Annotated in this window: 12 protein-coding genes; 7 read left to right on the top strand and 5 right to left on the bottom strand. The window is 67.1% G+C overall.

Annotated features, from left to right (window positions below):
- The first annotated feature begins 186 nt into the window (after window positions 1–186).
- Window positions 187–387, top strand: coding sequence for a hypothetical protein (locus tag ACSYS9_RS21330; RefSeq protein ID WP_080355439.1), 201 nt, complete (start codon window positions 187–189; stop codon window positions 385–387).
- Window positions 388–511: 124 nt separating this feature from the next.
- A complete protein-coding gene (locus ACSYS9_RS21325) occupies window positions 512–862 on the top strand; it encodes a VOC family protein (RefSeq protein ID WP_049423747.1) in 351 nt (116 codons plus the stop codon).
- A gap of 15 nt (window positions 863–877) precedes the next feature.
- Here ACSYS9_RS21325 and ACSYS9_RS21320 read toward each other — a convergent pair whose 3' ends face one another.
- Window positions 878–1,498, bottom strand: coding sequence for a TetR/AcrR family transcriptional regulator (locus ACSYS9_RS21320; protein ID WP_071227813.1), 621 nt, complete (start codon window positions 1,496–1,498; stop codon window positions 878–880).
- Between the two features lie 126 nt (window positions 1,499–1,624).
- On the opposite strand from ACSYS9_RS21320, the gene ACSYS9_RS21315 reads away from it, so the two are divergent.
- Complete coding sequence (locus ACSYS9_RS21315; protein ID WP_071227812.1) at window positions 1,625–3,097, top strand: MFS transporter; 1,473 nt, start codon at window positions 1,625–1,627, stop codon at window positions 3,095–3,097.
- Between the two features lie 10 nt (window positions 3,098–3,107).
- Here the strand turns inward: ACSYS9_RS21315 and ACSYS9_RS21310 are convergent, their stop codons facing one another.
- The 3 genes from ACSYS9_RS21310 to ACSYS9_RS21300 form a co-directional block, all read right to left on the bottom strand.
- Window positions 3,108–3,413: a KGG domain-containing protein gene (locus ACSYS9_RS21310; protein WP_032128582.1), complete on the bottom strand. Its 306-nt coding sequence runs from the start codon at window positions 3,411–3,413 to the stop codon at window positions 3,108–3,110.
- 135 nt (window positions 3,414–3,548) lie between these two features.
- Window positions 3,549–4,223 carry a CerR family C-terminal domain-containing protein gene (locus ACSYS9_RS21305; protein WP_071227811.1) on the bottom strand — a complete coding sequence of 225 codons (675 nt, stop codon included), beginning with the start codon at window positions 4,221–4,223 and terminating at the stop codon, window positions 3,549–3,551.
- Window positions 4,216–5,472, bottom strand: coding sequence for a M24 family metallopeptidase (locus ACSYS9_RS21300; RefSeq protein WP_049423757.1), 1,257 nt, complete (start codon window positions 5,470–5,472; stop codon window positions 4,216–4,218). Before ACSYS9_RS21300 ends, ACSYS9_RS21305 begins: the two co-directional genes overlap by 8 nt.
- 207 nt (window positions 5,473–5,679) lie before the next feature.
- Here ACSYS9_RS21300 and ACSYS9_RS21295 point away from each other — a divergent pair, with 207 nt between their 5' ends.
- Entirely contained in the window at window positions 5,680–7,164 is a 1,485-nt protein-coding gene (locus ACSYS9_RS21295; protein ID WP_071227810.1) for a DUF4434 domain-containing protein, read from the top strand.
- 5 nt (window positions 7,165–7,169) lie between these two features.
- On the opposite strand, the gene ACSYS9_RS21290 is transcribed toward ACSYS9_RS21295, so the two are convergent.
- Window positions 7,170–7,634, bottom strand: a complete 465-nt coding sequence (locus tag ACSYS9_RS21290) for a MarR family winged helix-turn-helix transcriptional regulator (protein WP_071227809.1) — start codon at window positions 7,632–7,634, stop codon at window positions 7,170–7,172.
- A gap of 50 nt (window positions 7,635–7,684) precedes the next feature.
- Here ACSYS9_RS21290 and ACSYS9_RS21285 point away from each other — a divergent pair, with 50 nt between their 5' ends.
- From ACSYS9_RS21285 to ACSYS9_RS21275, 3 genes are all read left to right on the top strand, one after another.
- Window positions 7,685–8,596 (top strand): S41 family peptidase, encoded by a 912-nt coding sequence (locus ACSYS9_RS21285; protein WP_071227808.1) that lies wholly within the window; start codon window positions 7,685–7,687, stop codon window positions 8,594–8,596.
- A gap of 98 nt (window positions 8,597–8,694) precedes the next feature.
- Window positions 8,695–9,588, top strand: a complete 894-nt coding sequence (locus tag ACSYS9_RS21280; protein ID WP_049401072.1) for an NAD-dependent epimerase/dehydratase family protein — start codon at window positions 8,695–8,697, stop codon at window positions 9,586–9,588.
- Window positions 9,589–9,798: 210 nt separating this feature from the next.
- On the top strand, window positions 9,799–12,330 hold the full coding sequence (locus ACSYS9_RS21275) for a methyl-accepting chemotaxis protein (protein WP_032128587.1): 2,532 nt from the start codon (window positions 9,799–9,801) through the stop codon (window positions 12,328–12,330).
- Window positions 12,331–12,335 lie beyond the last annotated feature (5 nt).

Genomic DNA, 12,335 nt, shown 5'->3' with positions numbered 1-12,335 from the left:
GACAACTTCCTTGGATGACGGACTACAAAGCCGTTAACGCCAAGGCACGGCGATACCCCCCAGCTATGTGGCAGGAGTTTTATGAACACGTTAATTGGGCGTGACGCTGGCGTTCACTCCATCTCCCGGAGGCCTCGCTACCGTGGCCCGGCCTGGGCTCACCAGGCTTATCAAGGAGTGATGTCGATGCGTACTTTCAGGAAAATGATCGCGGGTGCGGTGTTCGCCTTGGCCTGCAGCGGTTCGGTTGCTGTGGCTGGGCCGATTCCGCCATGCGATCTTCCCTGTTGGAAGGCTTACCAGGCGTGTCTGTCCGGTGGCGGTGATGCGATGGAATGCCAGTACGAATACGATCGTTGCGTCATGGATCGCTGCGGCGCTGTGTAAGCAGTGGCAATGCAGGACTGATGACGAGCCCCGTCCCTGACGGGGCTCTTCTGTTTCAGCGCCGCCCGCTTGCAGGCCATGCACGCAGCGGCGAGGATGGGGAATCGCATCGGAGCCGCCGCACATGGCCGTCAAACGTGTCGTCGCCAACATCGCCACGCCTGACCCTGCGCGTGCTGCAGCGTTTTATGGCGAGCTGCTGGGCATGCCGGTGGTGATGGACCACGGCTGGATCGTCACCCATGGCGGCGAGGGCAGCGCGCTGGCGCAGGTCAGCTTTGCCACTGAAGGGGGATCCGGCACGGCGGTGCCGGATCTGTCGATAGAAGTCGACAATCTGCAACAGGTACTGGAGCGCATGCGCGCGGCCGGCATCCCGCTGGAATATGGCCCCGCCGATGAGCCCTGGGGTGTGCGCCGCTTCTTCGTCCGTGACCCGTTCGGGCGGCTGTTGAACATCCTCGCCCACATCTGAGCAGCAGAAAGCCCGTCAGCGACGTTTGGCACCGGTTGGTGGCACGCCGACCATGCGCAGGCAATCATCCACCACGGCGGCGATGAAGGCATCGGCATCCTGTGCGGGTATGGCGATCAGGTCGTCGGTGGCGCCGTGCACGCCGGCATAGATCAACGAGGCGGTGACTTTGGGCGCTGGAAGCTGCCACAGAGCTGCGGCATTGCCTGCTTCGAGGATGCCCAGCAGTTGCTGCTGGATCGCATTGCGTTCGGCGTTGCCACGCTGGTGGTGATGATGGTTGGCGTACACCACGTCGTGCAGTGCATGGGTGCGCACATAAAGTTCGATGTTGGCGCGGATCCAGGCGCGCAGGCGTGCTACGCCATCGCTGGCCGGGTAGCGCTGCACGGCGCGGTCGACGTCTTCCATGAAACGCCGGGTATAGCGCTGCGCCAGCGCCTGCAGAATCTCGGTGCGCGAGGCGAAATAGGTATAGAAGGTGCCCTTGGCAACGTCGGCTGCGGCGACGATGTCGCTGATGGTGGTGGCATCCACTCCCTTTGACAGGAACAGCGCCTGCGCGGCGTCCATCAGTTCTTCCTGGCGGGTTTCCGCAGGTTTGGTGCGTGGCCTGGCGACAGCTGGGGTCTGCATGTGGGAGGGATCCGGGTGCGACGGGAGCCATTCTAGCTTGCCTGTGGCATCGACTGACCGTCAGTCATTGACCGACGGTCAGTCAGTGGCTACGATGCGCACACATCCTTCCCCCGGGAACCGTACATGCGACGTTTCCAGCGGCCGGCCCTGTTGCTGGCGGCCTACCTCGGCACATTCCTCGCCTCGCTGGACATCAGCATCGTCAACGTCGCCCTGCCGACCCTGCAGCAGGCGTTGAATACCAACATGGCCGGCCTGCAGTGGGTGATCAATGCGTATGCAATCGCGCTTTCGGCGTTGATGCTGTCGGCGGGGCCGCTTGGGGACCGTTACGGTCATCGGCGGATGTGGCTGCTCAGCGTCGCCACCTTCACGCTGGGGTCGCTGCTGTGCGCCTGTGCCGGCAATCTTGCGACCCTGGTAGCCGGGCGTGCAGTGCAGGGCATCGCTGGCGCGTTGCTGATTCCCAGCGCGATGCCGATTCTCAGCCATGCATTCCCGGATCCGCGCCAGCGCGCGCGGGCGATCGGTGGCTGGTCGGCGTTCAGTGCGTTGGCCCTGGTGCTTGGGCCGTTGCTGGGTGGGGTGCTGGTACAGCGCGTCGGATGGCCCAGCATCTTCCTGATCAACCTGCCGTTGGGCCTGCTCGCGCTGGCGCTGGGCGCCTGGGGAATTCCGGAGCGGCGGCATCCGCAGCACGCTGCGCTGGACCCTGCCGGGCAGCTGCTCAGCGTCGTCGCGCTGGGTACGCTGAGCTATGGCCTGATCGCGATCGGCGCGCATGGCCTGCTGGCCCCGGTGACGCTGCTGGCGCTGGGCGTGGCAGCTGCCGGGTTGATCCTGTTCGGCATCGTCGAACGCCGGGTGGCACGCCCATTGCTGCCGCTGGACCTGTTTGCCGACCGCCGCTTCGGCATGTTCAACCTGGCCTCGTTCGTGCTGGGCTTCACTGCCTATGCCAGCCTGTTCTTCCTGTCGCTGTTCTTCCAGCAGGCACAGGGGCACAACGCTGCGCTGGCAGGCTCCCAGTTGGCCCCGCAGTTCCTGTTGATGGGTGCCGTGTCGCTGTTGTTCGGTCGTCTGGTCGCCCACCTCGGGCTGCACGCCGCGCTGGTGCTGGGCTATGCCCTGGCCGGGGCGGCGCTGTGCGCGATGGCCACGTTCGAACCGGCTACTTCGCACGCCTATTCCAGTGCTGTGCTGGTGCTGCTTGGCATTGGAATGGGGCTGGCAGTGCCGGCGACCGGCATGGCGGTCATGGCCAGCGCGCCGGTCGAGCGCGCGGGTATTGCCTCAGCCACGATGAACGCGTTACGTCAGGCAGGCATGAGCCTGGGCATCGCGCTGCTGGGCAGTCTGATGGGCCAGCGCGCCGTGCAGCAGTTCGCCGCGTCCGCGCAGGCGGCCGGGCAGCGGGAGCTGGCGGCACAGGCGCGCGAACTGATCCTGCAACCGGGCTCGATGCACGCCACGCCGCAGATGCTGACGTGGTATCGCAGTGCGATGGCCAGTGGTTTCGGATGGGCGATGGCTGTGGCCGGTGCGCTGGCCCTGCTTGCGGCGCTCGGGCTGTATCGGCAGCGCGCACCGGCCTGACGCGCTGCATTCAGCCCTGCTGGCGTTGCGGACCCGCTGCCGTGCGTTCGATCTCCTGAGGCTGTTGTTGCTGCTGGCGCGCATTGGCGTGGCGAGCGTGTCCACCTTCACGACCGATCTCGGCCATGTGCTGGCGGTTGCGGCTGATCGCCTCGCCGCCTTTGCGGCCTGCGACACGTGCCTCGGCCGGACTGAATTCATGCGCGTTGCCGGAGGCATGTGCGGCGCGCCCGCCCTTGGCAGCGATCGCGCGCTGCTTTTCCTGGTCCATTGATGCGAAACCCCGGTTGGAGCTGCGCGGGTTCTGCTCAGTCATGTGAAATCTCCTGCGGTGTGGGCGTCGCCTTCGCAGACGACGGCATCCATGCTTGGCCATCGCACGCTAAGTCCAGGTCGCCATCTTCGCCCCGGTTTTCACGCGCCCTGCGCACGGGGCTGACCAGGCAGCCATTCAGGCGGGCGCTGCCTTCGCTGCCGCCAGTGCCATGCCACTGACCACCGACCCGATCGTCTCTACGTCTGCCAAGGGAGCTCCCTGGTTCAGTCGCGCCTGCAGAGCTCCGTGGGAGACGGCGAAGACGATCGCTTGGCCGAGCAGGGCGTGGGTACGCAGCACCGTCTCGGCGCTGGATGGTTCGCTGCCGCGCAGGCACGCTACGCACGCGGCCAACGTGGAGTGCAGGGGTTCGAACAGCGTACGGTGGGCACTGGCGAACGCCGCCGTCGGTTGGATCTGTTCGCGCGCCAACAGCAGCGTGCGTGGACCTGCATCCGGCGCCGAAAGCAAGGCATGGACGAATGCCCGCATCAACTGCTGCAGCTGCTGCGCGGCCTGCCGCGCGCCGTTGGGTGGCGTTGCCGGCAGCGGCAATCGCTCGGCAATGGCTTGAGCGCAGCGCTGCAGTACGGCGGCATACAGTTCCTGCTTGCCACCGAAGTGATAGGGAATGGCTGACTGGCTGCAGCCGGCCATGTCCACCAGCTGGCGGGTACGCACACCCTCCACGCCGAACGCGCTGAACAGCTGCAGCCCCGCGTGCAGCAGTCGGGCTCGGGTCTGCCCGCTGCGCGTCTCGGCCGCGCGCCGCCGTGCCGGTGTCTGCAGATGGACGATGAACTCAGGCATCGGCCTGCATCAGCCGTGTCGAGTTTTCATTGAGCGCGGTACCCGCGTCCGCGCCGACGATGACCGTACCGCCGATGTTGGCCATGTGCCGGCCGAATGCACAGTTCGGTTCGAAGGCGAAGCACATGCCGGCCTGGAGGGGCAGTTCGCGCCCGACAGTCGGCAGCGGCGCGATGTGCGCATAGCGCGCGGCCTCCGGCAGCGCTTCGATGCCCGGTGCACGGCCGAAGCCAATCGGTCCATAGGGGTTGAGGCTGTGGACCAACGGATGCACGTGCCAGCCGCCCGCCTCCAGCAGGGGCGCTTCCATCGCGTCGACGACATCGCCGAAGGTATTGCCCACGCGCAGTGCGGACAGGCCTGCTTCGTAGCTGCTGCGGGCGACGGCAGCGGCGCGATGGATGTCGTCGTGCACCTCGCCAATGGCAACCGCGGCCTGATGCTGGGTTTCCATCAGCCCGTACAGTGCGAAGATCTCCGACAGCACCAGGTCACCATCGCGCAGAATGCGCGGCGGCTGCGCACGATACTGCCAGGCGGGTGGTCCCCAGCCCACATACTCGGGACCCGAGCCGAGCAACACCTCGGCGGTATAGCCCCCCAGCGAGAAACAGGCGGCGGTCACTGCGGCAACCAGTTCGGCTTCCGAAACACCGGGGCGAGCAGTGGCACGCAGCGCCTCGCTCATGGATTCACCGATCCAGGCGGCATGCGCAATCAGCGCCAGTTCCTCCTGGCTCTTTACCGAGGCGCGCTGGAAGAACGCACGATATACCGGTACGAATTCCGCGTTCGGCACCGCCGCCTGCATGCCCTGCAGGGTGCGCGCGGGCATCGCGCCGTCGAAGTAGAACGGTGGATAGGGCTCCAGCCCCAGCACGCCGATACGTGCCGTGTGCAGGCCACATTGCTGCAGCCAGCGGCCAACCTCCAGACCGGATTTTCCAACCCACAGCTGTTCGGGTGCGATCCACTGCAGGTCGCCGCGCAGGCAGGCCTGCAGGTGGTCGGCAATCATCAGCGAGGCAAAGGTGAACACCCGTGGCGGCTGGTCGCCGACGAACACCACGATCGAGCCGGGCCGGTCATTGGTGAAGTAGCAGTCCGGCGAGAACCCGGCCGGTGCGGCGGCTTCCCGGTCGCCATGCACAACCAGGGCATCGAGGCGTTCACTGGCCATGAGGTCGCGGGCCAGGGCCCAGCGGCGGTCGCGTTCCATCAGGCTGAGCGGTGCGGGCGGCGTGCGCATGAGGAGTATTCCAGGGGAAGGAGCGCGCAGGCTCGATCACCCAGTTGAATGAATCAACCGCTTGAATCGGCATTGCACGTGCGCTGCTGCGGGGGCAGCTGAAGTCGGCGATTGCGCAGTGTTGTCGATGATCGTGATGGGGCCACCGTCGCTGTTGATAGGATGCGCAACAACGCCACTCGCCTGGCCACGACAGGGACGTAGAACATGAACAGGATTGGATTGATCGCAGTGCTGGCCTGTACCGCTCCCGTCCACGCAGCCAGCCCTCTGTTGTCCGGCAGCTTCGTCCACGTTGGCTACTCGGGCAGCGACGAACAACTGCCGGCCGCGCAGTTGCCGCTGTTCCTGGATGAACTGCAGGACCTGGGCAACGACACGATCATCCTCGGTCAGGTGCGTGCCACCCGTGCCGGCGTCGGCTGCGCCAGCGGCGTGCAGGATTTCGAATGGATTGCTGGCTTTCCCGGCAAGCTCGGCACCGTGCTCGATGCGGCGGCCGCGCGCGGCATGAAGGTCGTGGTCGGCACCACCTACAGCTCGGGGCAGTGCGCCACCTTCTGGCAGGGGCAGAACGCAACGGCCGTGGCACAGGATGCGGCGCAGTCGCTGGCCCAGCTGGGCCAACAGTACGGATCGCATCCGGCGTTCGCTGGCTGGTACATCACCGACGAGCCAGCACAGGTGCCGGCTGATCGCGCGCCGTTCTACCGTGCGATCGTGACGGCGCTCAAAGGCAGTACACCCTCGCGGCCGGTGATGGTGGCCCCCTACCTGGTGTCATCCAGCGTGGATCCGGCCAGCGTGGGCCGGGCTGCTGCACAGTTCCGTACGGCCACCGGCGTGGATGTGCAGATCTGGCAGGACGGCATCGGCGCCGCCTCGCATGCACGCCTGTTCCAGTGGGATCGCCCAGGTCATTCCACCGAGGCGTATTACGAGGCGCTGTCGGCGGCGCTGGGGGCCAGCGGCCTGTGGGCCGACATCGAACTGTTCAACCATGGCAGTCCCTTGTTCCTGGAAACCGGCAACGGATTGTCCGGTGCCTATCGCTCCGCGTCGGTGCAGCGCATCAACCAGCAGTTGTGGAGCGCGCGTTCGGCCGGCAAGCGCGTTGCCTGGCTCAACCAGTACCACATGTCCGAGGTGGTCGGCCCCGGCCAGGGCTATGCCGAATCTCCGCGGTTGATGAACACCTATCGCGGGCTGTATGGGCTCGGTGCGTCCTACAGTGTCGATCCGGTGCAGACCACCTACAGCTACAGCGTGGCGCCGGATGCAAACTATCCCGACAGCACCGGGCATGAACTGTTCGATCGCCGGGTGGGGGATCCGCGCAACCCGATGGATGCCGGCTGGGTAGGCGTGCATGGCAACGCCAGCATCACCATCGACCTGGGCCAGCGCCGGCGGGTGGACTGGATCGGCCTGCATACGATGACCCGCCCGGCGTGGGGCATCGTCACGCCGACAGCTGTGGAGGTGATGTGTGCCGAGCCGGGCGCCGCTGCGGTGAAGATCGGTGTGCTGTCGGCGCCATTCCCCCAGGCCGGACTGAGCGGTTCGACCGAAGAGGAATACGTGCTGGGCAACGCCGCGCCGCTGGCCGCGCAGTGCCGCACGCTGGAGCTGCGGTTGGCCAATGGCAGCTGGACGTTCCTCAGTGAAATCGAGATGGCGGCCGAGCAGTAAGCGCCTCAGCGTTGGGGCGTGCCACGCAGTCGCTGCGCGAACGGCCGCTGTTCAAGCGCCTGCAGTGCCTCGCGCAGCACCTGCTCCAATGACTGTCCAAGATCGGCATCGAGGCTGCGCGCCGCGCGTGCCGTGGCCCGCCACTGCGCCTGCAGCGCCGGCAATGCCTGCAACGCGCGCGGGCTCATCTGCAGGATGCGCTCGCGGCTGTCTTCACCGACCGCAGCGTGCAGCCAGCCGTCGCGCACCATTGCTGAAACCGTCTGGCTGAGCGCCGAATGGCTGAGCCCGCAGGCCAGTGCGAGATCCTTGATGCGGCAGGGTCCCTGCGCCATCAGCGTGCGCAGCACCGGGGTGTAGCGCGGCCGGTAGTCCAGCTTCAGGTCGCGGTAGGCCTGCTCGACCGCCGGGTCCAGCTGGTCGAGCAGGGCCCGCAGCAGTGTTCCCAGGGTGGCATGTTGGAGATCCATGGTGGCGATGATATATAAGCACTTACATATCATCAACATGGGGTGCGGTCATGGCGGTTTCGTGGATGCTGGGCGCGCTGCTGGCGGCGTCCTGCCCGGCCCAGGACGCGGTGCTGCAGGCGGCGGCCACGGCGATACAGGCGCAGTACCTGGACGTGGCCGAAGGCGCGCGCATTGCCGAGGCCGTGCGCGGCTGGTCCACCCAACAGCGCTATGTGGACAGCTGCGCGGACCCCAAGGCGTTCAGCGCACGCTTGAACCAGGATCTGGACGTGTTCGATGGCCACTTCCATGTCGAGCGGGTGGATGCCCGCGCCGGCCAGGACGACTGGCTGATGGCCTGGCGCGCGGATGCGCGCAGCAATGGTGCGGGCGTGCGCGAGGTGCGGGTGCTGGAAGGCAACATCGGTTACCTGCGCCTGAGCACCTTCTATCCGCTCGATCTGGCCCGGCCGAAGCTGGCTGCTGCCTTCACCCTGCTGGCCGACACCGACGGCCTGGTGCTGGACCTGCGCCAGAACGGTGGTGGCGATGACGGCAGTGCGGACCTGCTGGTGCGGACCCTGCTGGCGGCGGAGATCACCCAGGTGCAGTCACTGCAACGCCGTGGCCAGCGCAGTCCGGTACCGTTGCCACCGGCGAGCCTGGGGCTGTACCTGAAGCCGCTGGTGGTGCTGATCGACCGCCGCACCGGGTCGGCCGCCGAATTCGTCGCGTACTCGCTGCAGGCGCAGGGGCGGGCACGTGTCGTTGGTAGTCGAAGTGGCGGCGCGGCACATATGTTCGATGATCCTGTGCTGCTGCCGGATGGCTATCAGATCAGCATTCCCGACCGGCAGCCGATCAACCTCCGTACCGGAACCAACTGGGAACGCACCGGCGTCACGCCTGATGCAGCAGGCGGTGACGATCCGCTGTTCGTCGCCCGGCAGCTGCTGGCCCGATCGGCATCGCCAGAATGAACGCACAATTGCAACCGCGCCCTATCGCAGACGACATGCAGCGTGCCTAGAATCGATGCATCCCGGTAGTTCCCGGGCGCTTCGAGTGAATGGACTCAATGAAGATTCTGTTGACCGGCAGTTCCGGGCGGATCGGGCGTGCGATCTTCGGCGCGCTGGCGGCGGCCCACGAAGTGGTGGGGCTGGATCGCAGCCCATTCGCCACCACCCGCATCATTGCCGATGTCACCGATCGTCAGGCCGTGAAGCGGGCAGTGCAGGGCGTCGACGCGGTGATCCATACCGCCGCCCTGCACGCACCCCATGTCGGCCTGGTGCCGGATGCGGTATTCCAGCAGATCAATGTGGAGGCGACTGCACACCTGTTGCAGGCTGCCCGCGAGGCCGGTGCACGCCGCTTCGTGCTGACCAGCACCACGGCGCTGTATGGCCATGCGGTGGTGGCGGGCGGTTGCCGCTGGATCGATGAAGATACCGAGCCGCTGCCACGCACCATCTACCATCGCAGCAAGCTGCAGGCCGAGGCATTGGCTGAAGCCGCTGCGGCGCCGGGCTTCAGCGTGCGCGTGCTGCGCATGGCCCGCTGTTTCCCCGAGCCACCGGAGCGGATGGCGATGTTCCGCCTGCACCGCGGCATCGACGCGCGCGACGTGGCCAGCGCACATGCCGCGCTGCTGCACGATGAGGGCGCTGCCTTCGCACGCTACATTGCCTGCGCACCGACGCCGTTCCTGCGCGAGGATTGCCTGGAACTGGCGACCCAGCCTCGCAGGGTACTGGCCCGCCGCGCCCCGCAGTTGCTGGCCGAGTTCGAGCGCCGTGGCTGGCCGCTACCGCTGAGCATTGACCGCGTCTACGACAGTGCACTGATGCGCAGCACACTGGGCTGGCAGCCGCGCTTCGGCCCGGACGACGTGCTGCAGCAGTACGCGGTTGGCAGCATCGAGGTGCTGCCGCGGGCGGAATGGATCAAGGACCGCGTGGCCGAATAGGGCGGCAGCCGGGCGGGTTCCTGACCCGACCCTGAGCAGGTTCAGGAATGTGCAGATGGACCGCCTCAACCTCGTTCGCAGGCGGCCGCTAACCCGGTGCGCTTCCAGCGCCGGGCGTGTCCCGGCGGCCGGTGGCCTGCGCGACGGATCGCGCACCTGCGCGGTGCCCTCGCGGTGCCGGTCGTCCTGAACTGCCTTGCGGACCCTTCCATGCCTTCTCCCCGTTCCGCCGCTGCCCGCCGCCCGGGCAGCATCGCCCACAAGCTGATGCTGGGCACCGCTGCGATCGCGCTGCTGTGCTTCGGCCTGACTGCGTTCCTGATCTACCGCCAGGCCAGCGCCAGCCTGATCGACGCCTCGCGCCAGACCATGGCCAGCGAAGCCACCGCCGAAGCCCGCCAGGTCGCGGCCGATCTGGGCACCGCCTTTGCCAGCAACGACGCCATGGTCGAGGCCGTGCTCGCCCAGCGCGCGCGCGGCGATGTTCCGGACCGTGCCAGCCTGGCTGCCGTGCTGGGCGAGCAGCTGCGCACCCACCCCGAGTGGCTGGGCAAGAGCACCATGTGGGAGGCCGACGCCTTCGATGGCAAGGATGCCGAGTTCGTCAACACCGAAGCGCACGATGCCACCGGTCGTTACATGAGCTACTGGGCCTGGCACGACGGCAAGCCGCAGCAGTCGACGATGACCGACTACACCGAGACGGCCAGTGGCTCCGGTGACTGGTACATGGTGCCCAGCCGCGACAAGCTGGCGAAGGTAAGCGAGCCCTACGCCTACGACATCGGTGGCCAGCAGGTGCTGATGAGCACGCTGAGCACGCCGATCATCGAAAACGGCCGGTTCCTCGGTGTATTCACTGTGGACTTCTCGCTGGCGGCGCTGCAGAAGCACCTGGCCACGCTGAAGCCGATGGGCGCCGGGCGCGTCGAACTGCTCTCGCCGAATGGCGTGGTGCTGGCCTCGGCCAATGCCGCCGAAATCGGCAAGCCGCGTGGCGACGCATTGACCCGCAGCATGCTGGCAGACATCGCCGCCGACCGCCGGTTCGAAGCCTTCACTCCGGATGCCGCCGGCAACGTGCGCGTATACGTGCCGCTGCGTGTGGGCGATGCGCCGCAGCGCTTTGCACTGGGTGTGGTGATGCCGCACGCGGTGATCGTGGCCGAGGCGCGCCAGCTGCTGTGGCTGACCCTGCTGGTTGGTGTGGTGGCCGCGCTGACGCTGAGTGCAGGTGTCTATGTGCTGCTGCGCCGGTTGGCGATCCGCCCACTGGCCGAAGCCGTGCGCGTGGCCGGCGACGTCGCCGCGGGCAAGCTGGACAGCACCCTGCCGGCACGCAGCAACGACGAAGTGGGCCGCCTGCTGGACGCGATGCAGGGCATGCGGGGGCAGCTGCAGTCGGTGATGGCGGCGCAGGCGGAAATGGCGCGTCGCCATGACGCCGGTGAAATCAGCTACCGCATGGACGCCTCGGCGTTCCCGGGTGAGTACGGCCGGATGGTGGCTGACAGCAACCAGCTGGTGGCCTCCAGCAACGCCGTCACCCAGCGCCTGGTCGACGTGATGCAGCGCTATGCGGTGGGTGACCTGAGCGTGGACATGGAAGCGCTGCCGGGCGAGAAGGCGGTGTTCACCGCCGCAATGGCCACCACCAAGAGCAACCTGGCGGCGATCAACGATCAGATCCAGCAGCTGGCCGCCGCCGCAGCGGCCGGCGATTTCGCGGTGCGCGGCGACACGCTGCGCTTCGACCACGACTTCCGCCGCATGGTGGAAACCCTCAACACCATGATGCAGGTCAGCGACCACAACCTGGCCGAGCTGTCGACGCTGCTGCGCGCGATTGCCGCAGGCGACCTCAGTGCGCGCATGCAGGGCGACTTCCACGGCGTGTTCGCGGTGATGCGCGACGATGCCAACAGCACCGTGCAGCAGCTGACCCAGATCGTTGGCCAGATCCAGCAGTCGGCGGCCAGCATCCGCCTGGCGGCGGGTGAGATCGCCGCAGGCAACAGTGACCTGTCGCGCCGCACCGAGCAGCAGGCGGCGAACCTGGAAGAGACCGCGGCCTCGATGGAAGAGCTGACCTCCACGGTGCGCCAGAATGCCGACCACGCGCTGCAGGCCAACACCCTGGCCGGCTCCGCAGCGGGCGTGGCCAGCGAAGGCGGGCAGGTGGTCAGCCAGGTGGTGCAGACCATGGAACAGATCGAGGCCTCCTCGCAGCGCATTGCCGAGATCATTTCGGTAATCGATGGCATCGCGTTCCAGACCAACATCCTGGCGCTGAACGCGGCGGTGGAAGCGGCGCGTGCCGGCGAACAGGGCCGCGGATTCGCCGTGGTCGCCAGCGAAGTGCGCGCGCTGGCCCAGCGCTCGGCAGGCGCGGCCAAGGAGATCAAGGAGCTGATCGACGCCTCGGTGGCGCAGGTCGGTGCCGGTGCGCAGCTGGTGCACGGCGCGGGCCGCACCATGCAGGAAATCGTCGGCCAGGTCGGCCGAGTGAACGAGATCATGGCCGAGATCTCGGCAGCCTCGCGCGAGCAGTCGGCGGGCATCGAGCAGGTCAACCAGACCGTGGTGCAGATGGACGAGACCACCCAGCAGAACGCCGCACTGGTGGAAGAGGCCAGTGCCGCCGCGCGTGCGATGGAAGAACAGGCCGAGCAGCTGGCGGTGGCGGTCTCGCGCTTCCGCCTGCAGGCCGAGCCGGTGGCTACGGTCCGCCGCGCGGCCTGATCCTG

This window comes from Stenotrophomonas sp. STK17_22 (assembly GCF_051983905.1).
In the GTDB taxonomy this organism is placed as follows: Bacteria; Pseudomonadota; Gammaproteobacteria; order Xanthomonadales; family Xanthomonadaceae; genus Stenotrophomonas; species Stenotrophomonas maltophilia_A.
The sequence above is the reverse complement of the archived record's forward strand: the minus strand, read 5'-3'. Positions and strand labels throughout refer to the sequence as shown.

What these genes read in the sequence shown, in the direction of transcription:
- ACSYS9_RS21320 (WP_071227813.1), bottom strand. Translation starts at nt 1,498, where the DNA reads ATGCAGACCCCAGCTGTCGCCAGGCCACGCACCAAACCTGCGGAAACC.
- ACSYS9_RS21310 (WP_032128582.1), bottom strand. Translation starts at nt 3,413, where the DNA reads ATGACTGAGCAGAACCCGCGCAGCTCCAACCGGGGTTTCGCATCAATG.
- ACSYS9_RS21330 (WP_080355439.1), top strand. Translation starts at nt 187, where the DNA reads ATGCGTACTTTCAGGAAAATGATCGCGGGTGCGGTGTTCGCCTTGGCC.
- ACSYS9_RS21315 (WP_071227812.1), top strand. Translation starts at nt 1,625, where the DNA reads ATGCGACGTTTCCAGCGGCCGGCCCTGTTGCTGGCGGCCTACCTCGGC.
- ACSYS9_RS21290 (WP_071227809.1), bottom strand. Translation starts at nt 7,634, where the DNA reads ATGGATCTCCAACATGCCACCCTGGGAACACTGCTGCGGGCCCTGCTC.
- ACSYS9_RS21285 (WP_071227808.1), top strand. Translation starts at nt 7,685, where the DNA reads ATGGCGGTTTCGTGGATGCTGGGCGCGCTGCTGGCGGCGTCCTGCCCG.
- ACSYS9_RS21325 (WP_049423747.1), top strand. Translation starts at nt 512, where the DNA reads ATGGCCGTCAAACGTGTCGTCGCCAACATCGCCACGCCTGACCCTGCG.
- ACSYS9_RS21300 (WP_049423757.1), bottom strand. Translation starts at nt 5,472, where the DNA reads ATGCGCACGCCGCCCGCACCGCTCAGCCTGATGGAACGCGACCGCCGC.
- ACSYS9_RS21275 (WP_032128587.1), top strand. Translation starts at nt 9,799, where the DNA reads ATGCCTTCTCCCCGTTCCGCCGCTGCCCGCCGCCCGGGCAGCATCGCC.
- ACSYS9_RS21280 (WP_049401072.1), top strand. Translation starts at nt 8,695, where the DNA reads ATGAAGATTCTGTTGACCGGCAGTTCCGGGCGGATCGGGCGTGCGATC.
- ACSYS9_RS21295 (WP_071227810.1), top strand. Translation starts at nt 5,680, where the DNA reads ATGAACAGGATTGGATTGATCGCAGTGCTGGCCTGTACCGCTCCCGTC.
- ACSYS9_RS21305 (WP_071227811.1), bottom strand. Translation starts at nt 4,223, where the DNA reads ATGCCTGAGTTCATCGTCCATCTGCAGACACCGGCACGGCGGCGCGCG.